Here is a 21,209-nt window from a genome sequence, read left to right as displayed (position 1 = left end):
CCCGCCTTTATTCCTCTTCAATAGAATCTAGAAATGATTGAATTTGGTCAATAGAGAATCCTTTCCTATAAAGAGCCTGCTTCATTTTTTGCTGATATTCCCAGCCTTCATACTTTGAAAAACGACGATGAGCTTTCATTCCTTGGTATTGCAGAGCTTCCCATGCCTCATCGCTTTCTTTTTCTGTATTCGTGCGCTGAAATGCTTCTTGAATAATAGAAAATGAATAACCCTTCACTGCCAATGCTTGTTCCATTTTTTGTTTCATCATTACTTGAGATAATTTTTTATATTTTCCTTTTAACTTTTCAATTAATTTCACAGCAGTTTGAATTTGCTGTTCTTCAGGGTATTCACATAAACTAAGGGTAATAGTGGAATCAGAAATTCCCTTTTCTTTTAATTCTCTTTGAATCACACTTGGTCCTTTTGATGTCGTGTTCATTTGAGTTAACACGAATGCTTTTGCAAACTCTTCATCATTTAAATAACGGTGGCTGACTAATTTCTGAATAACTTGTTGAATAATAGTAGAGTTAATTTCTTTTTTCTTCAAATAATCATGTACCTCTTTTTCAGAGCGCATTCGATAAGATAAGTAAGTGATCGCTAAATTATAAGCTTTTTTCTCATCATCTGCGTACTGAATTTCCGTTAATTCAAATTCATCAAGCTCACGACCTTTTTTCAAGTCATATTTGATGAGGACATTTTCGTCAACACCAAAGCCAAACTCTTCACCTTTACCATAATCTAAGTACACATTATAACGTTCACCGCTATTCTTTTGCGTTGTGATTTTTGTGACAACAGGCATACACCTTCACCTCATATTTCTTATTAAATTGATGGCTGAAGAACCGCCAAACATATCATACACATTTTTATTTATCTCAATAAAGGAGGAAATTCGTATGAAAATTGTTATTGCTGGAGGAACTGGGTTCGTAGGTAAAGCTTTAACAAAACATTTTTTAACACAAAAACATTATGTATATATTTTAACACGCAATGCAGATAAAGCTGCAAGAGATCCGAAACTTAAATATGTAGAGTGGATGCAAGAAAGCAGCCAACCTGAAGAGCATGTAGAAGGAGCAGACGTTTTTATCAATTTAGCTGGCGTTTCACTTAACAGCGGCCGCTGGACGGACGAGCGCAAAAAAGCCATTGTGGAAAGTCGCCTTTCTTCTACTCAAGAAATCCTTCGTATTATGGCTGCCTTACCCGAAAAACCGTCCCTTTATGTAAATGCAAGCGCAGTTGGTTATTACGGGACATCAACTACAGAAACATTCACAGAAGCTTCTCCATCCATCGGCACAGACTTTTTAGCTGAAACGGTAAAAAAGTGGGAAAATGAAGCGTTAAAAGCGATGGAACTCAATATTCGTACTGTTTTAACAAGGTTCGGCGTTATATTAGGCAAAGATGGCGGGGCACTCCCTTCTACTGCCCTTCCTTATAAATTATTTGCAGGAGGAACAGTTGGTTCAGGAGAGCAGTGGATGTCTTGGGTGCATCTTCAAGACGTCGTCAAAATTATTGATTATTGTATTCATACCAAACAAATAGAAGGACCTGTTAACGTAACTGCCCCAAATCCCGTCCAAATGAAAGAGTTTGGAAAGACGATTGGCAAAGTGTTAAATCGCCCTCACTGGATGCCCGTACCTAGCTTTGGCCTTCAGCTGCTGATGGGAGAAATGAGTATGATTATTTTGAAAGGACAGCGTGTTTTACCTGAAAAATTGATTCAACAGAATTACATTTTTACATATACTGTATTAGAAGATGCATTGCGAGATTTACTCTAGTTATTTCCTGATATTTACCTAAAACAGGTGACTAAGCTGCCGATAGATAGGAGCATCCTTTATGAAAACCATTCTCTTGAAAAATGCAACGCTCTATCCTATTACGTCAAAACCTATTTATAATAATGATGTGCTCATTCAAGATGGAAAAATTGTTTTAATTGGGCCAAACTTGCAGCCTCCTCTTCAAGTAGAAGTCATTGACTGCAAACAGCGTTACTTATTCCCTGGATTTATTGATGTTCATACACATCTAGGACTATATGATGAAGGAACCGGCTGGGCCGGAAATGATGCTAACGAAACAATCGAGCCTATGACTCCGCATATCCGAGCTTTTGACAGCGTACATCCTTTAGATCCTGGGTTTAAAGATGCCATTGAAGCGGGTATTACGTCTGTACACATTATGCCTGGAAGTGCAAATGTGATCGGAGGTACAACGTCCGTTATTAAAACAGCCGGAACAAGTATTTCTCAAATGTTGATTCAAGAGACAGCTGGACTTAAGATTGCGCTAGGAGAAAATCCAAAACGAATCCACAGCCATGGCAACAAGGAATCCATTACACGAATGGGTATTATGGGGATGCTGAGAGAAGCCTTTTATCATGCAAAAAGCAGTGACAATAAAGATGATTTGCGAATCAAACCACTCATTCAAGCACTGAATAGAGAGATTCCCGTTCGAATTCATGCTCACCGAGCCGATGATATTCTATCAGCTCTGCGCTTGGCAGATGAATTTAATTTAGACGTTCGTATTGAACACTGTACAGAAGGTCACTTAATTGCTAAAGAGCTAGGCGGAAGAAACTTAAAAGTAAGCGTGGGACCAACTTTAACACGCCGCTCAAAGGTTGAACTGAAGAATAAAACATGGAAAACCTATCAAGCTCTCTGCAATGAAGAAGTAGAAGTTTCTATTACAACAGACCATCCTTATACGCCCATTCAGTACCTAAATATTTGTGCATCCATTGCCGTACGTGAAGGGCTCGAAGAACAAAAAGCATTAGAAGGCATCACGATTGCTGCTGCTCGAAATCTTCGTATTGATCAGCGAATCGGCAGTATCGAAGTAGGAAAAGACGCTGATTTAGTGCTATGGAGCCATCATCCCTTTCACTACTTAGCAAAGCCCCTTTTCACCATGATAGATGGTAAAATATTATTTAAAAAAAATTAACATTTTACCTATTTTCTTTTTTTATTTTTTTTAGTATGATACGTTTAGAAGCATGTGAATTTCACAAAAGCATAAACATCACACGTTGACTTTTTATGTTTGTTGACTTGTAATGGGAAGGCAAATGGTGCGCCACCAGGTAACTGGTTCTAGTGGGTTCGATTCCCACCCCGAAATTTTTTTAATTATTAAAAAATTTCGAGGGTGGGGACTTGATTGGAGTCTGTATATACCCTCGATCAGGAGGGAAAAGTTATGTTAAAAAAACGTGACCTAAATGACTGTCAATCTCTATACGAACTCATGGTACATCCTGATGTCTTCCCTTTTGTTCGTCATAAAGCCCATTCCTATGAAGAATTTTTATTTGTGACTAAACAAACGATGGAAGCAGAAGATCATGGAGAAATTATTTCTCGCACGATTTTAGACGAATGGGGTAACCCTATCGGCACCATTAATTTATTTGATGTACAGGACCAAGCTGGTTTTTTAGGCACTTGGCTTGGCAAACCGTTTCATGGAAAAGGATATAATCAAATTGCAAAAGAAGCGTTCTTTAATGAACTGTTCTTTGAGTTAAATATAGAGCGAATTTTTATGCGAATTCGTAAAATCAATATCAGGTCTATTAAGGCTGCAGAAAAACTGCCTTATGCAGTACTTGCAAATGAAACACACAAAGCTTTATACGATGAAATTAATCAACATGAAGACGTATATGATTTATACGAAATTCCAAAAGACTTGTATACATTATACTACTTGCGTCACGAACAAGACGTTCAAGAAGATCACCAGCTTAAAGAAGCGTAAGAGTCTCTCCGTGTAACGGAGAGCTTTTTTTATGATTAAAAACGAGAGATTCTGGAAAAAATAAGTAGCATGATCGAAAAACGTTAATTGGAGGTTTTTTTATGTCTGAAAAAAAACGAAAAGAAAACGCAAAAAATACGTTAAGTAGCGCTCAAGAAATCTATTACGGCCGTGAGTTTAAAAAAGCAGACCGTGCAGGCGGCTACACGAAAAAATAAGTGAGGCAAAACATCTCTATCCAACGCTTGATCATCTTAACGTCCTTTCTGTACAGTTTGTATCGGAAGGACGTTTTTATATTATGCAGACATAATAATACGAAGATTTTATAGATGTTATTGAAGTTTTTTTACTACTCTACTATATCCACAAAGTTTACCCACAATTATGTGGATAATGTGCATAACTTTATTGAATATGCATATTACCGCTTTCATAACTTGAAATGACAGTGGGTAATTTTTATGTAAATTTTCTGAAAAAATGTGAATAGTGTGGATAAAATTGTGAATATCCTATATAATTCAGCAGTTAACTTCTTGTTAACCTGTGGATATCTTCTTTAGTACTTTCATTTATTTTAATACCATCAAGGCTTTCGATATATTATAAGTATAATAATAAAAAGGTAGGGGAAACTTCCCCTACCTTTTTATTATTGGAAACAATATATCCACACTTGTTCCTTGATTTAACTGACTAGAAAATGTCATCTGCGCACGGTGAGCTTTAATAATCCGGTAGCTGACCATCAGCCCTAAACCTGTACCTTTTTCTTTTGTACTATAAAAAGGCTCACCTATCTTCATTAACCGTTCAGGAGGAATACCTTGCCCTTCATCAGCAAGCTGCAGCCAAAGGTGGTTTTCTTTTGCTTTAATAGTAATATGAATCCCTCCTCCTTCCGGCATTGCTTCGATAGAGTTTTTAATAATATTAATAAATACTTGTTTTAACTGATTTTTATCTCCATATACCTGTGGTAACTGGTCGTCCCTTTCAAATATGAAAGCTACCTTTTTTTCTACTGCTTCAGGTTCAAGAAGCAAGCACACTTCTTGAACAAGCGCTTGCATATTCAAGGGTTCAACATTCATAACCTGAGGTTTTCCCAACATCAAAAATTCTTCTACGATTCCATTCATTCGTTCTAATTCAGTTTCCATGATATCTATATACAAAGCATCTTTGGGATTTTGTTCTTTTAATAAGTGAACAAAACCTTTTAAAGACGTCAAAGGATTTTTGATCTCGTGGGCAACTCCAGCTGCAAGTTCTCCTACAACGGCAAGCTTCTCAGAAGTTCTAAGCTTCTCTTCTGCCTTTTTACGCTCCGTAATATCTGTCGATACGCACAGCATTTGAATCACTTCCTGTTTTTCATTCATAATAGGAAGTTTTGCTGTTTCGACCCAGCGCCGGTTTCCTTTTGAATCTTTAAACTGTTCTTCTAATACCGTCCCTTTTTGGGTACAGTTTGAAAACGCTCCTTTATATAAAAGATCTGATTGAAGGTTGAACTGATATTTATCAATTGATTGTCCAATTAAGTCATCAGATTTTTCACCTAAGAGCATCGCAAAAGATTCATTGACGAGAATGAATTCCCTTTTTTGATTGATAGCATAAATATAGCTTGGATTAATGTCAATAACTTGTCTTAAAAACGTTTTTTGTTCCTCCAGCTGATTTTCTTTTTGCTGTAAATTCGCTTTAGAATGGCGTATATAGCTAATCATTTCATTAAACTGTTTAGATAAAATACCGATTTCGCCCCGCTCAATTTCTCGTTCCGGAATTTTTTGATTAAAATTCCCGCGCGCTACTTGTCCCGCCAATTCATATAGTTTATGAATTGGATTCACAATTTGCCTTGCATATAACGCAGTAAAAAAAGAAAGCAGTAAAATCGTAACACCTGAAACGATCCAAAGCGTTTTTTCAAACATTTTATAAGGCCTGTAAATGTCTTCAACGGGTAATTCAGCGACAATTCCCCAATCTAAAACAGGAATATATTCGAAAGACGCAAAGAAATACTTACCTTCGGTGTTCACCACGCGCTGATATCCTGATTTATGATTCATCGTTTTCTGAACGATTTCGTTTTTCTTAGCATTTTCACCGATTCTCTGTTTCTCTGGGTGGGAAATAATTCTACCATTGCGGTCTACAATAAATGTATAGCCGTTCTCTCCTATATCGAACGTTTGAAAGATGGATTGAAAACTTTTATTTTCTTCAATTCGCAGCGCTAAATTTACGACCTTTTTTACATTTTGCTGCCCATCCAAAATAGGAATCGCCATCACCACAATGTAGTGCTTTGTATCTGCTGAAACGACATCGCTTAAATATATTTTTTTGGTTCGCAGCGCTTCTTGAAAATATTTTCTTTTACTTAAGTTCACATGTTTCATATTCTTTAAATCGTTCGGGTAATAATGCTCAACATACCCTTTTACGTTAAAAATGGTTCCGCTATCGATATACGGTGAAATATTAACTATTTTCTGCAATTCTTTGTCTATTTCTTGTTCATCATCCGATAAAAAAATAGGATCTTGCTGTACCTCGTCGCCTAGGCTCCAAATATCTTTAATGACGACGTTAATTTGCTCTTTCATTCTCTTGACGGTTTTATCAGTTACCTGCCGATATTGATCTTGAGAAATATTAGGCAGCATCACTCTTGAAACAATAAACATTAGCATCAGTACGGTACAAATAAGAAGCACATTAATCGTGAAGATTTTCCAAAACGTATGAGATTTAAACCATTTCATGTTTGTTCACCTTAATCTAATGAAGTCTACCTCCATTGTACTGCAAAATGAAAACTTTTCCATATAAATGACGGAATTCCATCTTTAGACACAGAAGAAAAGCAATTTGTTCTACATTCCTATCAGAAAACTACGAGCTTTCTCACTGTGTTTTCTGTTAGAACAAATTTTTAGTTTTCTTCTATAAACTTTGCTTCCTGCATTTTATTCATGCAGTAGAAATCAATTATTTATCCTCCACTAAAAAGACCTCATCACAGAGTGATGAGGTCAGAAATTTACTATATTCTTTTATAAAAAATTATGTTTGTTCCCTGCTGATTTTCTAGCCTTTAAAGATTTATTTTCTTTTTCCTTCTAGTCCAGTAAAAAATAAATAAGAGAATAAACCAAACGGGCGTCAACAATAAGGCTGGGCGCGTCGCGTCAGAAAACAGCATAATAACAAGAATCACCGCAAACAAAGCTAACACAACATAGTTTATGAATGGTGTTAACGGTGCTTTGAATGCTGATGTTGCATGCAGCTGCGGACGCGTCTTTTTATACCTTAGATGGCAAATGAGAATGATACTCCACACCCAAATAAAACAAATAGCGCTAATGGTCGTGACAATGCCGAAAGCTTGGTCTGGTATAAGTTTGCTTAAAAGAGCTCCCGCTGAGATAACCAGCGTAGATACAAACAATCCGTTGCTTGGTACGTGGTTTTTGTTCAGTTTTGCAAACTTAGATGGCCCTTGGTCATTTTTACTTAAATTATATAAGATACGGCTTGTTGAAAACATTCCGCTATTACAGGCAGAAGCGGCTGAAGTTAGTACAACAAAATTAATAATTCCAGCAGCAAGCGGAATTCCGACTAAACTAAAGGTTTTAACAAATGGGCTTTCTGCTGCATTTAATTCCATCCACGGGTTAATAAATAAAAGGACGATAAGCGCTCCAACATAGAAAAATAAGATTCGTAGCGGAATTTTATTAATGGCCGATGGAATATTTTTTTTGGGGTTTGATGTTTCTGCTGCCGATACCCCTACCAATTCAACCCCAACGTATGCGAATATAACCATTTGGAATGAAAGTAAGAAACCTGAAACCCCATTTGGAAATAGCCCTCCGTGATTCCAAAGGTTTTGAACAGTAACGGATCCCGCGTCTGTTTTAAATCCCATTACCAGCAAAATAACGCCAATAATAATTAATGCAAGAATCGTAATAACCTTTATTAAAGCAAACCAAAACTCTAATTCTCCAAATAATTTTACGGTTAATAAGTTAAGACCTAATAAAATGATTACACAAATAAGTGCGGGAATCCACTGAGGAATATTGAACCAATATTTCACATATACGCCAACTGCAATCACATCAGCCATAGCTGTCATAATCCAGCAAAACCAGTACGTCCATCCCGTTACAAACGACGCCCACGGTCCAAGATACTCTTCAGCAATATCTGTTAAAGATTGATAACCTGCTTTAGACAGCAGTAGTTCTCCTAGCGCTCTCATCACAAAGAAAAGCGCAATACCCACAATTAAATAAGCAAAGATGATAGAGGGACCTGCAAGCTGTATTGCTTTACCAGAACCTAAAAATAATCCTGTCCCAATGGTTCCTCCAATCGCGATTAGCTGAACATGACGATTGGATAAATCCCTCTTTAATTCTCGTTGTTCCAACTCTAACTCCTCCTAACAATAAAACCTTTGATACGATCGTGCAGACTACAAAATAAAGCCCAATAAAAAAAGAGATTGGATGCGCTCCAATCTCATGGTCATAAGAATAACAAATATTATGGTACATACTACCAATTAGTAACATGCCAAATAAATATCCGGTACTCTTCTGTCCTTTTGCCTGAGATTGTGAACCCTTCGGCGTCGCGAAACTATCGCGATCTCTCCAGAAGCTGCTCCTGCTATAGTGTGATCCATAGCAATCATAGCTTTCTACGTATTCAATTTTTCAATCAATAGAATGACTGTCGAATAGTTGTTTATTCTAATACCAGTTGGATGCTTTGTCAACAGGAAAAATAATTTTCATTTATTTACCTTCTTTAAAAGAAGACACTACATAAAAATCTTGTTTCTTTACTTGTGACAAAGATCACCCTATTACAAACAAAAAAGAGCAGAATCAAATCTGCCCTTTACTCTTCATCTATTTATTTCTTTAACGTCAAACTCACCACATTCTCCACATGCGCCGTATGAGGGAACATATCCACAGGCTGAATGTAATCCACATAATAAGCCTTCGACAGCTGCTGCACATCTTTCGCTAATGTGGATGGATTACAAGATACGTAAACCACTTTCTTTGGCTTTACTTGTAAAATCGTTTTTAGAAGCTTATCATCACAGCCTGTTCGCGGCGGGTCAACGACGATAACATCTGGCTTCCAGCCTTCTTTTACCCACTGCGGCATCCACTTTTCAGCTGGACCCGTCACATATGTGGCGTGTTCAAATCCATGATCTTTGGCATTTTTTCGCGCATCTACAATGGATTCTTCAATCGTATCCATTCCGCGAATTTCTTTGGCATCTTTAGCAAGCCATAAGCCAATTGTCCCTACTCCGCAGTAAGCATCTACAATTTTTTCACTGCCTGTTAGCGCAGCTGCTTTTTTCACCTCGTCATACAGCTTCACTGTTTGAAGAGGATTCAACTGGAAAAATGCACGCGCTGAAAGTTCGAATGAAATATCGCCTAACGTTTCTTGAATCACCGATTTTCCAGATAGCGTAAACGTTTCGTCTCCAAAGATAAGCGATGTTTTTTGACCGTTTACGTTTTGTACGAGCGATTTCACTTCCGGTAGACGGCGCTTAATTTCTTTGATCACAAGCTCTTTTTTCGGAATTTCTTGTTTGGCCGTAATCAAGACAACTTGCACTTCACCCGTTTCAAATCCTACTCGAGATACGATGGTACGTACAATACCACGGCGTTTGCGCTCATTGTAGATAGGAATTTGAAGATCTTGTAAAATTCGTTTTATTTCTTTTGTCACGTGATTTGTGGCTCCATGCTGAATCGGACAGTTTTCAATGTCAATCAGTCGATGAGAATTCAGTCCGTACAAACCAGCGATAACTTTTTGTTTATCCACACCTACTTGGAACTGTGATTTATTACGATAGCCCCAAGGATCTTCCATGCCAATTGTTTGGCGTGTTTTTTCCTCTACTTTTTTTAATGAACTGTGACGTTCGAACGCTTGCAGAACAATATCGCGCTTAGATTCTAGCTGACCTTCATAGGATAAGTGCTGAAGCTGACAGCCTCCGCACTGGTCGTAAATAGGACAGGGTGCTTCTACGCGGTGAGGAGATTTTTTGCGAATTCGCTTAATTTTTCCTTCGGCAAACTTTTGCTGAACATTTGTTGCTTCTACAACCACTTCTTCATTCGGCAATGCTCCCGGCACGAAGACGACTTGGCGCTTAAAATATCCTACGCCTTCTCCATTAATACCGAGTCTTTTTATAGTCAACGGAAACGTTTGTCCTTTTTGAACTTTCATTTCAGTTTTTGGTTTATTCATGAGACCAACTCCGATTAGTTTAAATTCTTTATATAGTTATTAACGGTCTTTATCTGCTTAAAACCTATTAGACCGTATTGCTTTAAAAAAGATATCAACGCATATTATAACACTTCAACAGCAAAAAACCGACAGGAGAAACATTCCCATCGGTTTTTATCTTTATTTCGTTTTAGAAGGACTTTTCTTCATTTGTTTGCGTTCGTTCATTAAATCATCAATGCTTTTAAACGTATAGCCCTGCTTTTTTAAATCCACAATGGCTTGATCTAACGCATCTGCGTTATCCTTTGAAACGGTATGCAAAAGCATGATCGCACCTGGATGTATTTGAGCCATCATATTGTCGTATGAGTAGCGCCAGCCTTTTTGTTCATTCACTTTCCAGTCAACAAATGCAAGTGACCAAAATACATTCGTATAGCCCTCTTGCTTTGAAAGAGCTAGCGTTCGTTCACTAAATACCCCTCTAGGTGAGCGAAGGTATTTCATTTCATCACGACCCGTAATATTCTTGTATTCATCTTTTACTTTTTGCAATTCCTCTTTAAAACGTGCGTCATCCACTTGAGTTAAGTCAGGGTGATGCCATGAATGATTCCCGACAATATGCCCTTCTTTTACCATTCGCTTAATAAGCTTAGGCTCTTCTTTTAAATAGTGTCCTGTTACAAAGAATGTGGCAGGAACCTTTCTTTTTTTGAGCACGTCTAATACCTGCGGTGTATAACCATTTTCATAACCATTATCAAACGTTAAGTAAATATTTTTTTTATTTGTATCTCCGAGGTAAAAAGCATCATACTTAGCAAGAATTTGTTCATAAGCTGTACCTGCGGATGCGGGCTTGTGATTTTTACTTTTTTGAAATCCCCAGCTGATCGGAGTGTTTGGATACATTTGTGCTTCAACAGATGCTATGCCTGTTGACATCACGAATAAAAAAACGAGAAAAAAGGTGAACCGGCGCATAAGAAGCTCCTTTCGGAAGTCATTTTACGCTTAGTATCCACTCAATTTTCTCGTTCATGAACGTTACTTTTTACCATACGCTTTGAATGTATGTTTATTTAAATACCGGCTCTTTAAATTGCTCAAGCTTTTCAAATGAAGACTTGTCTACATCTGCATGCAAGCTGTTTCCATGTGAATCCATCGTCACTACAGCTGTAAAGCCTTCTACTTTTAAATGCCACATTGCTTCAGGAATACCAAACTGCATCAAATCAACGCCTTCTACACTCTTGATACAATCAGCATAGTACTGTGCAGCTCCGCCGATAGCATTTAAGTACACGCCGCCGTGCTCTTGAAGAGCAGCAAGCGTTTTAGGACCCATACCGCCTTTACCGATAACCGCGCGGATACCAAATTTCTTCATAATATCCCCTTGGTAAGGTTCTTCACGAATACTTGTTGTTGGTCCTGCAGCGGTTACGTGCCATTTTTCGTCTTCGTCCTTTAACATAACCGGACCACAGTGATAAATGATTTGTCCATTTAAATCAATTGGTGCATCGTGATCTGTTAAATGTTTATGGATAGCGTCGCGTCCTGTATACATCATACCGTTGATGCGCACCACGTCACCAACTTTTAATTCACGAATTTGCTCTTCTGTAATAGGTGCTTGTAATACAACTTCTTTTGTTTCATCCGCATTTTGCTTCTCTTCGGCGCCTGCATTTTTATTAAAATCTACTTCTTCGCCTTCTTGATACAGCCACTCTTGAACACTTCCTGTATCGGCGTTGATTTTAATACCTAAGCGGCGGTAAGCCCAGCAATTATACGCAACTGACACATAGAAGCTAGCAGGAATACGATTGATTACGCCGACTTTACAGCCAAGTAATGTCGTTTCTCCACCAAAACCCATCGTACCGATTCCTAACTTATTAGCATTTTCCATTACATACTCTTCTAATTCTTTCAGCTGAGCATTTGGATTTTCGTCATCTAAGTTTCGGAACAGCTGCTCTTTTGCTAATTCATAGCCTGTTGTACGGTCGCCACCGATTCCAACACCAATGACGCCGGCGCTACAGCCTTGACCTTGCGCTTGGTATACTGAGTGCATCACACATTTACGAATGCCGTCTAAATCGCGGCCAGCTCGACCTAACCCTTCTACTTCACAAGGCAGGCTATACTGAATGTTTTTATTTTCACAGCCGCCGCCTTTTAAAATAAGACGCGCATCAATATAGTCATTTTCCCACTGTTCAAACTTAATAACCGGCGTGCCTCCGCCTAAATTATTACCGCTGTTTTCTCCCGTTAACGAATCTACGGAGTTAGGGCGAAGCTTTCCGTGCTTTGTTGCTTCTTCAATTGCCCAATAAATCGCTTCTTTAATTTGAAGCTGATTCACTCCTACGGGGGTTTTAATTTTAAATGTTGGCATACCTGTATCTTGACAAATTGGCGATAAATTATCATCCGCCATCTTAATATTATTGGTAATGGTCGCTAAAGACATTGCTGCACGCGTTCCTGCATTTTCACGCGCTTTTGCCTTTGCGATAGCACGTCGAACGTCTTTTGGCAATTTTGTAGATGTTTCAACAATTAAATCGTACATGCTTTGTTTTAAAGCTTCAATCATCACTTAATTCCTCCCATATCCCGCTAATGTATGTATTTATCTATCTGTCGTACAACTTTCAAAATTTATTATACTCCTTCAAAAATTGTTTCGAAAGACCTTTATAGGAGGATTTCCACTTCAAGCAAAAAAGCGCTAGTTTTTCTAGCGCTTTTTTCTTTGTTCATTCTTTATCTTTTTTAAACTGCTCACATTTTGCTTCAAGGTCATCAATCATCGTGATCAAACGGTCAATGTCTTCTAGGTCTGTGTTTTCAGGCTCCATAGAGTCTAATACGTGTACAAACATATTTAAACGATCTTTTAAATAACGTACTTGTGAATCTTTATCTCGAACGGCGTTTCCCATTTTAAACCCTCCTGATATAGCTTTTCAATCGTATTTCCTTATATCCTAACGAATACTTTCATATTTGACAACTAAAAGCAATAAAATCCATAATAGTCACTGGTGTCCGTTTTGAATGAGACGTATAATTTAGTCTAGCAGGACGGACCGTGAGATGTTTTCATCATCATTTCACTTTACGGAAAAATAAAAGGAGTTTTTTTATGGCCACTTTACAACGAATTACCCCGGAGTTCGATCCGTGGGAAGCGTATTTAGATATGAAACAATATGGCAAACCGACGCTTACAAACGTTGAATTCACCACAACGACGCTTTGTAATATGCGATGTGAGCACTGTGCAGTTGGATATACGCTGCAGCCAAAAGACCCAAACGCACTGCCGCTTGATTTAATTTTAAAACGTCTCGATGAAATTCCAACTCTTCGAGCGTTAAGCATTACGGGCGGAGAGCCGATGATGTCTCTATCTTCTGTGAAAAATTATGTGGTGCCTTTATTAAAGTATGCACATGAACGAGGTGTCCGTACACAGATTAATTCAAATTTAACATTAGATCTTGCTCGTTACGAACAAATCATTCCTTATTTAGATGTTTTACATATTTCTCACAACTGGGGAACGATGGACGATTTTGTGGAAGCTGGCTTTGCAATGATGGAGCGAAAGCCTACTTATGAGCAGCGCGCCAAATATTTCGATCGTATGATTGAAAACAGCCGCGCGCTTGTAAAAGCGGGTGTAACCGTATCAGCTGAAACGATGTTAAACAAACGTACGCTTCCTCACATGGAAAAGATTCATCGTCAAATTGTTGATGAAATGCTTTGTCAGCGTCACGAAGTACACCCTATGTATCCAAGTGACTTTGCTAGCACTCTAGAAACATTATCTCTTCCTGAAATGCGTAAAGCTATTCATCACCTTCTTGATATTCGAGATGAAAATGTGTGGATGCTATTCGGTACGTTACCGTTTTATGCATGCAGTAATAATGAGGAAGACTTATCGCTTTTACAGCGTTTGTTTAGCAGTAAAAATGTAACCGTTCGAAACGATCCAGACGGGCGCTCTCGCCTAAATGTAAATATTTTCGACGGAGATATTATCGTAACGGATTTTGGTGATACGCCTCCTCTTGGCAACATTCAAGATACAAAGCTTACAGACGCTTTTGATATGTGGCAGCAAAGCACGATTTCTAAAGAACTTAGCTGTCATTGTTCAGCAGTGTCTTGTTTAGGACCTAATATTTTGGTGAAAAACAGCTATTATCAAGATACTGATTTTAGCAAACTCCAAGCGAGCATTACAAAATAACAAAAAAGAGATTCCCACAATGGAATCTCTTTTTTGTTATCTCGGCTGGTCATAAGCTCCAAAGCTTAAGGAAACATAATCTTGTACTGGAATCCATGCTCCAATTCCTTGAGACGTTACATTTCTCACCACAATTGAGCGCTTGCTGCCTTTTACTGTAACATACACTTCTCCATATGTTACTTTTCCCTTTTCACTTACAGCAGGCGTATACGCATACAGATAACCTACTTTTTTAGGAGCTACGTTATAGACCTGGTCTTTTTTCGTTCCGGCACCTACAAACGTTTGAAATGATAAAGTGAGCTTTGTTTTTTTAGCTGCTTCAATTAGCATCATTTGTTTAACATGCTCAGGCTGAGGCACTTTTGCTGTTAATCCGCCTTTTACATGACTTTGATTTTCCTGACTGTACATCATTTTGTACTGAGTTTTTCCTGCTCTGTTATCATAATGATTTGTATTGATTCGCTGGTGTTGCCAGTTAACGTTTGTTTCTGTTGATTCGTAATTTAATGGCCACTGTCCTAAAAAGACGGTTGCTCTAAAACCAATTGCCCATGGAGTTTTAGAAATGTTTGATTCATTTAATATACGAATTAAATCAGGGTTTTCAATTTTTACATTTGATGTTTCAATGAGCTCTTTTGTAAACTCACTTGGCTGCAAATATGGCGTATCTTGACTAGCATTTGGATACGTATTTTCTTTTGAAATATTTAAAGCTGAAGAAGGCACGTTGATGGTCGGCTGAGCTGTTTTCGCAATGGCGATCTTCGTTGAACATGAAAATGAAATAATGATGGTAAACACAAATAAAAGCAATTTACGTAACATCTAGAAACTCCTTTCAACATCGTTAATGAATGCAACCATAGTTTTTTCAAACATCTCCTGTTTTATCCTGAATACCAAAAGGGAAATTCTTCTATTCACTTACACAAAAAGAATCCGAACGATTAATCGTTCGGATTCTTCCTTCAACTAAAACATGTTTGTCTCAGCCTCTTCTTTTTAAATAAGATAAAAACCAATTCCCATAATAATATAAGCACCTAAAAGAGTTGCACCTTCGAACCAGTTTGTATCTCCGTCATTAGAAATAGCAATAGTTAAAAATACGGCCGTTACCATCGCAATCAACTCAGGCCAAGTAAAGACAAGAGACATTTGGTTTTCGAACATCAGCGAAACTAACACTAATATTGGTGCTACAAACATCGCTACTTGTAAAGTGGATCCCACAGCAATTTCAACAGCTACACCCATGCGGTTTTTAACGGCCATAATAATAGCCGAAGCGTGTTCTGCTGCGTTTCCAACAATCGCTACGATGATGACCCCGATGAACAGCTCACTCCACCCAAAACTTTCCGATACAATTTCGATTGTACTAACCAAGCTTTCGGATACGTAAGCTACAGCTAACGTAGACAAAAAGAGAACAGTAATCGCTTTCCACATTGACCATTCTGGCTCCTCATGTTCTTCCACTTCTTCACTTTTATGCTGATACACCCCTCGGTGCGTTACCAGCTTAAAAAATAACGCCGCTAAGTACAAGATGATGAGAATAATGGAGATTCCGACACTCAGGGACATGGTCTTCGCTTCGTCCATTTCGCTAGCAAACACTTCAGGAATAACAAACGCAACGATAACGGCAAAGATCAATAATCCAGAATTATGTCTTGCATCATAGACATTAAATTCTTGACGCTTAAATTTTAATCCTCCAATGAAGAATGAAAGACCGCCTACAAGAAGAAGATTTCCTAATACAGAACCCGTTAACGATGCAAGCACCACCGCTGTAAGGCCTTCTTTTAGAGCAAAAATAGAAATAATTAATTCTACAGCGTTACCAAACGTAGCGTTTAATAGACCGCCTATTCGAGGACCAGCTACAACAGCTAAGCTCTCTGTTGCTCTCCCCATAAAAGCTGCGAGGGCAATGATTGTTAAACAGTAAATAATAAACATAAGAACATCTGACCAGTGCATCATGTGCCCAATAACAGATAGCGGCACCCCAAGAATAACCGCTATAAGAAAAATCCGATTGATCATCGATATGTACACCCACCTTATTCATTTTTTGACAACAAAATCAATCATATCAAATTAATGGAATTTGTATAGACTCACCGTCAATGTTAGTATTTTTAACCTATTTTTATAAATGATAAACCCTTAATTGATTTTTGTTTAAGATAGTTAAAAATCAGCCAAACTACCAAGGGTGAAAAGATATAATAAGGAGTGAAAAAATGAGCAATAATGATGTGAAAAATCAAATTTTATCCGTACTGGATGACTATACAATTGGAACATTAGCTACAATTCAAGATGGAAATCCTTATTCACGCTTTATGATGTTTTTTCATGAAGATCTTGTGCTCTACACCGCCACCAATAAAGATACCCATAAAGTCGAAGAACTAGAAAAAAACCCTTATGTTCATATTTTGTTAGGCTATGATGGGCAAGGTTGGAGTGATCCGTATGTAGAGGTAGAAGCCAAAGTAAATGTAGAAACAAACGAAGAGTTAAAAAAGAAATTTTGGAATGAAAAGTTAAAAGAGTGGATTAAAAGTCCAGATGACCCAAATTATTTGCTTCTTCAGCTGACTCCTGAACGCATGCGCTATTTTGATAAAGCCGGCAGCAAACCGAAGGAAATATGAGATTGAGGCGTAGCTAAGTCCATTCATCTAAAGACGAACAAATGGGTGCAAAGCGCTGCACCGCTTGTAATAACACCATAAAAAATCCGAACGAGTTTGATTCATCGTTCGGATCTTCTTCAGCTAAAATACTTTTGTCCCAACCTCATTTAATTTCGAAGGTTTCTGTCACTTCAATACTGTCAATAACCGACTGTAGCATCGAACAATTTTTTCGTGCTAGCTCAATTGATTTTTCAATTTTGTCTAATGGAAGCTCTTCTCCTGTAATGATATAGTGCAAATGAATTTTTTCGATTCGCCCCGCTTTTTCATCATTCCGCGTCACACCAGCTTGGATTCGTAAATCAGAAAAAGCAATTCTTTTTTTCTCTAGAATCTTTCTTAACACGCCTCCGCTGCAAACAGCAATGGACGATACCATTAGCTGATACGGACGAAAGCCATACTCTTCATCTCCGGCGATATGTAGCTCTCCATAAGGAAGATTTGTTGTAAATCCCGCCTCTTTTTTCATGTTAAATTCCATTTCCTTCACTCCTTTACTTCATTATAAACCGCTTTTTATATAACCAACTACTCTCAATACGGATACTTGTTACACCGTCACCATAAAAAGATCCGAACGAATTTGATTCTCCATCAAGAATCTCGATTCATCGTTCGGATCTTCCTTCAGCTATAATACTTTTGCCTCAGTCTTTTTTATGACTCTGTGTTAAATTAATTTTCCGGCGCGAATATCATTTGTCATTCCTTCGTAAGGCGCTTGAGCGATAACTTCCTCATTGTTCGCTCCGACATTTTTGATAAATGTAATGTCAGCAAATTCGGGTACAACGTATTTAGGATATGTTTCGTATTTTTCACGGGATTCATGCATTAAATCAAGATGGTCATTTTGATAGCACACGGTAATTTCAGGATGTTCATGTACCCATTTTGGGAAGAAGATAATGCCGTGCATCCGTTTTTCATCAGGCATAAAGTTCAAAGATACATCTGTTCCAGTCGGTTCAGTCCACGATACTTTATATACACCTTCTGTTAATTTCACAATATCTACTTTCTGGTCGCGAACCCATCGTCCTGCCACCATTCCGCTATGAATACGGTAATCGATTGTATTTTCGTTTTTGATATAAATTTCATATTCCCATCCGTTTTCGTATGTGTAAATCATATGATTTCCAATAAATTTTTCCATTTTTATATCGCTCCTTTGATTTATAACACTTCGTATATGTCTGACACAACGCGATCTAAGTGTCTCACAGCAATGCCTAGAAAAACGCAGTTGTGTAAGCGTTTATATTTTGCACTTCCTGTATGACCAATGACACTTGTTGTACCGACATTGATTGTGAATGTCGCTATTTTCCTAAGCACTGTTTGTATTCTAGCGATCACCTTTTACTTGTAAATTAAAACATGTAACTATTTACATGTTTTATTCTACTTTCCTTATAAAAAGATGTCAAATTAACAGCACAGCACGTCTACATCCTTGTCAATAAAGCGTTTTCCTTGTACGATTAAACAGTTGGATTGACAAAATATAGATAAAAAGAGGTTGAATGCTATGAGTGCTACTCATAAACAACGTTTCTGGATTTTAGTTAGCCTTGTCGCCATTTCTGGATTCAGCCAAGGTATGCTGCTTCCTTTAATTGCTATTATTTTGGAGAAAGATGGTCTTTCTTCTACTATAAACGGATTAAACGCAACTGGATTGTATCTAGGTATTTTATTTATTTCTCCTTTCATGGAAGGGCCGCTTCGCAGATACGGATATAAACCAATTATCGCAGCAGGGGGACTTTTAGTTATTGTATCTTTAGCTTTGTTTCCCCTCTGGAAATCTGTTGTTTTTTGGTTTGTGCTCCGTTTATTTATTGGAATAGGAGATCACGCGCTGCACTTTGGTACTCAAACGTGGATTACATCGTCTTCACCTGCTGATAAACGAGGTCGAAACATTTCATTGTACGGGCTTTTTTTCGGTATTGGTTTTGCTGTTGGCCCTTTAATGACGCCGTTAATTGAAATTAATCAAGCGCTTCCTTTTATGATTTCTTCAGCTCTTTGCCTCATAACATGGGTGTTTTTATTTTTGATAAAAAATGAATTTCCCCTACAGGAAGTGGAGGTTAATTCATTAAAAGAAACGGCTAAGCGATTTTCTAAGGCGGCTAAGTATGCTTGGATTGCTTTTTTGCCTCCTTTTGGATATGGATTTTTAGAATCATCACTGAACGGAAGCTTTCCTGTATATGGCTTACGAATTGGTTTGCAAGTAGAGTTTATTTCACTGCTGCTGACTTCCTTTGCAGTTGGAGCTATTGTATTTCAGCTTCCTCTCGGAATACTGAGCGATAAATTTGGACGGAAATTAGTATTAGGATGGATTTTATCCATTGGAGCCGTTACGTTTTTTACAGCAAGCCTCTTGGAAGAGACCGCTATTCCATTAGTAGCTTGTTTATTTATAGCTGGCATGGTTGTAGGCTCGACGTTTAGTTTAGGAATCAGCTATATGACGGATTTGATTCCTGCTCGTCTACTGCCTACAGGTAATTTACTATGCGGCATTGCTTTTAGTATCGGAAGCCTTGCCGGCCCTTACATAGGCGGTACTTTTATTCAGTTCTTTCACCATATCAGCTTTTTTAATATTATTAGCGGGATGTTTGGCTTTATTTTTATTATTCTTTTTGTATTCGGACAAAAGGTACCTATGCAACAAAAAACGAGCGAGAACCTATAGGTTCTCGCTCGTTCTTTAAACTTTTAGCGTTCGATGCTGAAGAGCTGATTTTTCAATTTGTATCGTGGTATGCTCAATGCCGCAGTGATCATGTACTAAATCGATGGCTTTTTGCAAAATTTGCTGACAATCTTTTTCATCTTCTACGCGCATATGACAGCTCAATGAGTCCAGTCCTGAAGTAATCGTCCAAATGTGTAAATCATGCACATCTTTGACTCCTTCAATGTTTTTAAGAAGGTTTTTTATTTCACTGTGATCTACCCCTTCAGGAGAGCCTTCCATCAAAATATGAACGCTATGAGCAAGCACGCCCCAAGCGCTTTTTAAAATTAATACAGACACAACTACAGAAATAATAGGATCAGCAATATACCATCCAAACATCATCATAAGAAGTCCTGCTACAATAGCTCCAATAGATCCTAAAGCATCTCCCAATACGTGTAAGTAAGCGCTGCGTAAATTTACATTTCCTTTTACATCGCCTTGTCTCATAAGTGACCATGCGCTGATTAAATTAGCGAGTAAACCAACAGTAGCAATCAGCATCATGCTGCCGCTTGCTACAGACTGCGGCTCTAATACGCGCTGATAGGCTTCATAGATGATAAATCCTGCTATTACAAACAGTGCCACTCCGTTAAAAAGAGCCGCTAATATTTCAAAACGATAGTAACCGTACGTTTTTTTAGCCGATGCAGCTCGGTTAGCAAACCATATCGCTACAAGGCTAAGAGCAAGTGAGCTTGTATCAGAAAGCATGTGTCCGCTATCGGATAATAACGCTAAACTATTTGTAAAAAGCCCTCCAACAAACTCAAGAACCATAATACCCGCGGTGATAATGAGTGCAATTAACAGACCTTTTTTGTTGCCTTCACGCTGTGTATCAAAATGGTGATGGTGACCATGATGGTGGTGATGATCATGACTCATGCAAAGCCCCTCCTTTTATTCATTATGTGCGCATTCTACGTGCTGAATTACTTGATGCAGTATTCCAACCACGTGTTCATCATCGTACGTATAGAAATACGTATTGCCTTCACGGCGATATTTTACTAAACGTAAATGACGCAAGTGAGTTAACTGATGTGAAATAGCTGATTGTGAAACACCAAGCACTTCAACCATATGACCGACTGAACACTCTTCTTGAAATAGCAAATAAAGAATTTTCATTCTCGTAGGATCTGAAATAGCTTTTAGTATTCTTGACGCTTCTTCTACTGTTTGAGGCGATAAAAACGAATGTTCATCTTTTTTCATACCATCTCTCCGTTCATTATATGCAAGTATATGA

At 38.0% G+C, this 21,209-nt stretch carries 20 protein-coding genes and 1 riboswitch; of the genes, 7 read left to right on the top strand and 13 right to left on the bottom strand.

What is annotated here, in order from left to right; all coding sequences use genetic code 11:
• Nucleotides 1–7: 7 nt before the first annotated feature.
• Complete coding sequence (recX, locus tag OK414_RS01770; protein ID WP_013081541.1) at nt 8–817, bottom strand: recombination regulator RecX; 810 nt, start codon at nt 815–817, stop codon at nt 8–10.
• Nucleotides 818–914: 97 nt separating this feature from the next.
• On the opposite strand from recX, the gene OK414_RS01765 reads away from it, so the two are divergent.
• The 4 genes from OK414_RS01765 to OK414_RS01750 all read left to right on the top strand — a co-directional run bounded on the left by OK414_RS01765 (nt 915) and on the right by OK414_RS01750 (nt 4,040).
• Complete coding sequence (locus tag OK414_RS01765) at nt 915–1,817, top strand: TIGR01777 family oxidoreductase (RefSeq protein ID WP_016762863.1); 903 nt, start codon at nt 915–917, stop codon at nt 1,815–1,817.
• A 61-nt stretch (nt 1,818–1,878) separates the two neighbouring features.
• Nucleotides 1,879–3,006, top strand: a complete 1,128-nt coding sequence (locus OK414_RS01760) for an amidohydrolase (protein ID WP_263045963.1) — start codon at nt 1,879–1,881, stop codon at nt 3,004–3,006.
• A gap of 255 nt (nt 3,007–3,261) precedes the next feature.
• Nucleotides 3,262–3,822, top strand: coding sequence for a GNAT family N-acetyltransferase (locus tag OK414_RS01755; protein ID WP_013055149.1), 561 nt, complete (start codon nt 3,262–3,264; stop codon nt 3,820–3,822).
• A 101-nt stretch (nt 3,823–3,923) separates the two neighbouring features.
• Complete coding sequence (locus OK414_RS01750) at nt 3,924–4,040, top strand: YfhE family protein (RefSeq protein ID WP_013055148.1); 117 nt, start codon at nt 3,924–3,926, stop codon at nt 4,038–4,040.
• A 426-nt stretch (nt 4,041–4,466) separates the two neighbouring features.
• On the opposite strand, the gene OK414_RS01745 is transcribed toward OK414_RS01750, so the two are convergent.
• The 6 genes from OK414_RS01745 to OK414_RS01720 form a co-directional block, all read right to left on the bottom strand.
• Nucleotides 4,467–6,608 carry a PAS domain-containing sensor histidine kinase gene (locus OK414_RS01745; RefSeq protein ID WP_263045962.1) on the bottom strand — a complete coding sequence of 714 codons (2,142 nt, stop codon included), beginning with the start codon at nt 6,606–6,608 and terminating at the stop codon, nt 4,467–4,469.
• 332 nt (nt 6,609–6,940) lie between these two features.
• A complete protein-coding gene (locus OK414_RS01740) occupies nt 6,941–8,293 on the bottom strand; it encodes an amino acid permease (RefSeq protein WP_016762860.1) in 1,353 nt (450 codons plus the stop codon).
• 159 nt (nt 8,294–8,452) lie between these two features.
• A riboswitch (glycine riboswitch) is annotated at nt 8,453–8,533 on the bottom strand.
• A 251-nt stretch (nt 8,534–8,784) separates the two neighbouring features.
• On the bottom strand, nt 8,785–10,170 hold the full coding sequence (gene rlmD, locus OK414_RS01735; RefSeq protein WP_034654795.1) for a 23S rRNA (uracil(1939)-C(5))-methyltransferase RlmD: 1,386 nt from the start codon (nt 10,168–10,170) through the stop codon (nt 8,785–8,787).
• Between the two features lie 162 nt (nt 10,171–10,332).
• Nucleotides 10,333–11,142: a delta-lactam-biosynthetic de-N-acetylase gene (pdaA, locus tag OK414_RS01730; protein WP_034654793.1), complete on the bottom strand. Its 810-nt coding sequence runs from the start codon at nt 11,140–11,142 to the stop codon at nt 10,333–10,335.
• Nucleotides 11,143–11,236: 94 nt separating this feature from the next.
• Complete coding sequence (locus tag OK414_RS01725) at nt 11,237–12,778, bottom strand: fumarate hydratase (protein WP_016762857.1); 1,542 nt, start codon at nt 12,776–12,778, stop codon at nt 11,237–11,239.
• Between the two features lie 163 nt (nt 12,779–12,941).
• Complete coding sequence (locus OK414_RS01720) at nt 12,942–13,127, bottom strand: SE1561 family protein (RefSeq protein WP_013081532.1); 186 nt, start codon at nt 13,125–13,127, stop codon at nt 12,942–12,944.
• A gap of 203 nt (nt 13,128–13,330) precedes the next feature.
• Here OK414_RS01720 and yfkAB point away from each other — a divergent pair, with 203 nt between their 5' ends.
• A complete protein-coding gene (yfkAB, locus tag OK414_RS01715) occupies nt 13,331–14,449 on the top strand; it encodes a radical SAM/CxCxxxxC motif protein YfkAB (protein ID WP_205662169.1) in 1,119 nt (372 codons plus the stop codon).
• A 36-nt stretch (nt 14,450–14,485) separates the two neighbouring features.
• On the opposite strand, the gene OK414_RS01710 is transcribed toward yfkAB, so the two are convergent.
• Nucleotides 14,486–15,286 (bottom strand): YfkD famly protein, encoded by an 801-nt coding sequence (locus OK414_RS01710; protein WP_034654789.1) that lies wholly within the window; start codon nt 15,284–15,286, stop codon nt 14,486–14,488.
• 177 nt (nt 15,287–15,463) lie between these two features.
• Nucleotides 15,464–16,519, bottom strand: coding sequence for a calcium/proton exchanger (cax, locus tag OK414_RS01705; protein ID WP_016762856.1), 1,056 nt, complete (start codon nt 16,517–16,519; stop codon nt 15,464–15,466).
• A gap of 200 nt (nt 16,520–16,719) precedes the next feature.
• Here cax and OK414_RS01700 point away from each other — a divergent pair, with 200 nt between their 5' ends.
• Nucleotides 16,720–17,136 carry a pyridoxamine 5'-phosphate oxidase family protein gene (locus OK414_RS01700; RefSeq protein ID WP_016762855.1) on the top strand — a complete coding sequence of 139 codons (417 nt, stop codon included), beginning with the start codon at nt 16,720–16,722 and terminating at the stop codon, nt 17,134–17,136.
• Between the two features lie 145 nt (nt 17,137–17,281).
• On the opposite strand, the gene OK414_RS01695 is transcribed toward OK414_RS01700, so the two are convergent.
• Both OK414_RS01695 and OK414_RS01690 read right to left on the bottom strand, forming a co-directional pair.
• The gene (locus OK414_RS01695) at nt 17,282–17,665 is read right to left on the bottom strand and encodes an OsmC family protein (RefSeq protein ID WP_016762854.1); all 384 of its coding nucleotides are present in this window, start codon (nt 17,663–17,665) and stop codon (nt 17,282–17,284) included.
• 189 nt (nt 17,666–17,854) lie between these two features.
• Entirely contained in the window at nt 17,855–18,343 is a 489-nt protein-coding gene (locus OK414_RS01690) for a phenolic acid decarboxylase (RefSeq protein ID WP_043975666.1), read from the bottom strand.
• A 375-nt stretch (nt 18,344–18,718) separates the two neighbouring features.
• Here OK414_RS01690 and OK414_RS01685 point away from each other — a divergent pair, with 375 nt between their 5' ends.
• Nucleotides 18,719–19,903: an MFS transporter gene (locus tag OK414_RS01685; protein ID WP_263045961.1), complete on the top strand. Its 1,185-nt coding sequence runs from the start codon at nt 18,719–18,721 to the stop codon at nt 19,901–19,903.
• Between the two features lie 15 nt (nt 19,904–19,918).
• Here OK414_RS01685 and OK414_RS01680 read toward each other — a convergent pair whose 3' ends face one another.
• On the bottom strand, nt 19,919–20,842 hold the full coding sequence (locus OK414_RS01680) for a cation diffusion facilitator family transporter (RefSeq protein WP_013081524.1): 924 nt from the start codon (nt 20,840–20,842) through the stop codon (nt 19,919–19,921).
• A 15-nt stretch (nt 20,843–20,857) separates the two neighbouring features.
• Entirely contained in the window at nt 20,858–21,175 is a 318-nt protein-coding gene (locus tag OK414_RS01675) for an ArsR/SmtB family transcription factor (protein WP_013081523.1), read from the bottom strand.
• Nucleotides 21,176–21,209: the final 34 nt, after the last annotated feature.

It is taken from the genome of Priestia sp. JV24, assembly GCF_025910025.1.
Taxonomy (GTDB): Bacteria; Bacillota; Bacilli; order Bacillales; family Bacillaceae_H; genus Priestia; species Priestia megaterium.
The sequence above is the reverse complement of the archived record's forward strand: the minus strand, read 5'-3'. Positions and strand labels throughout refer to the sequence as shown.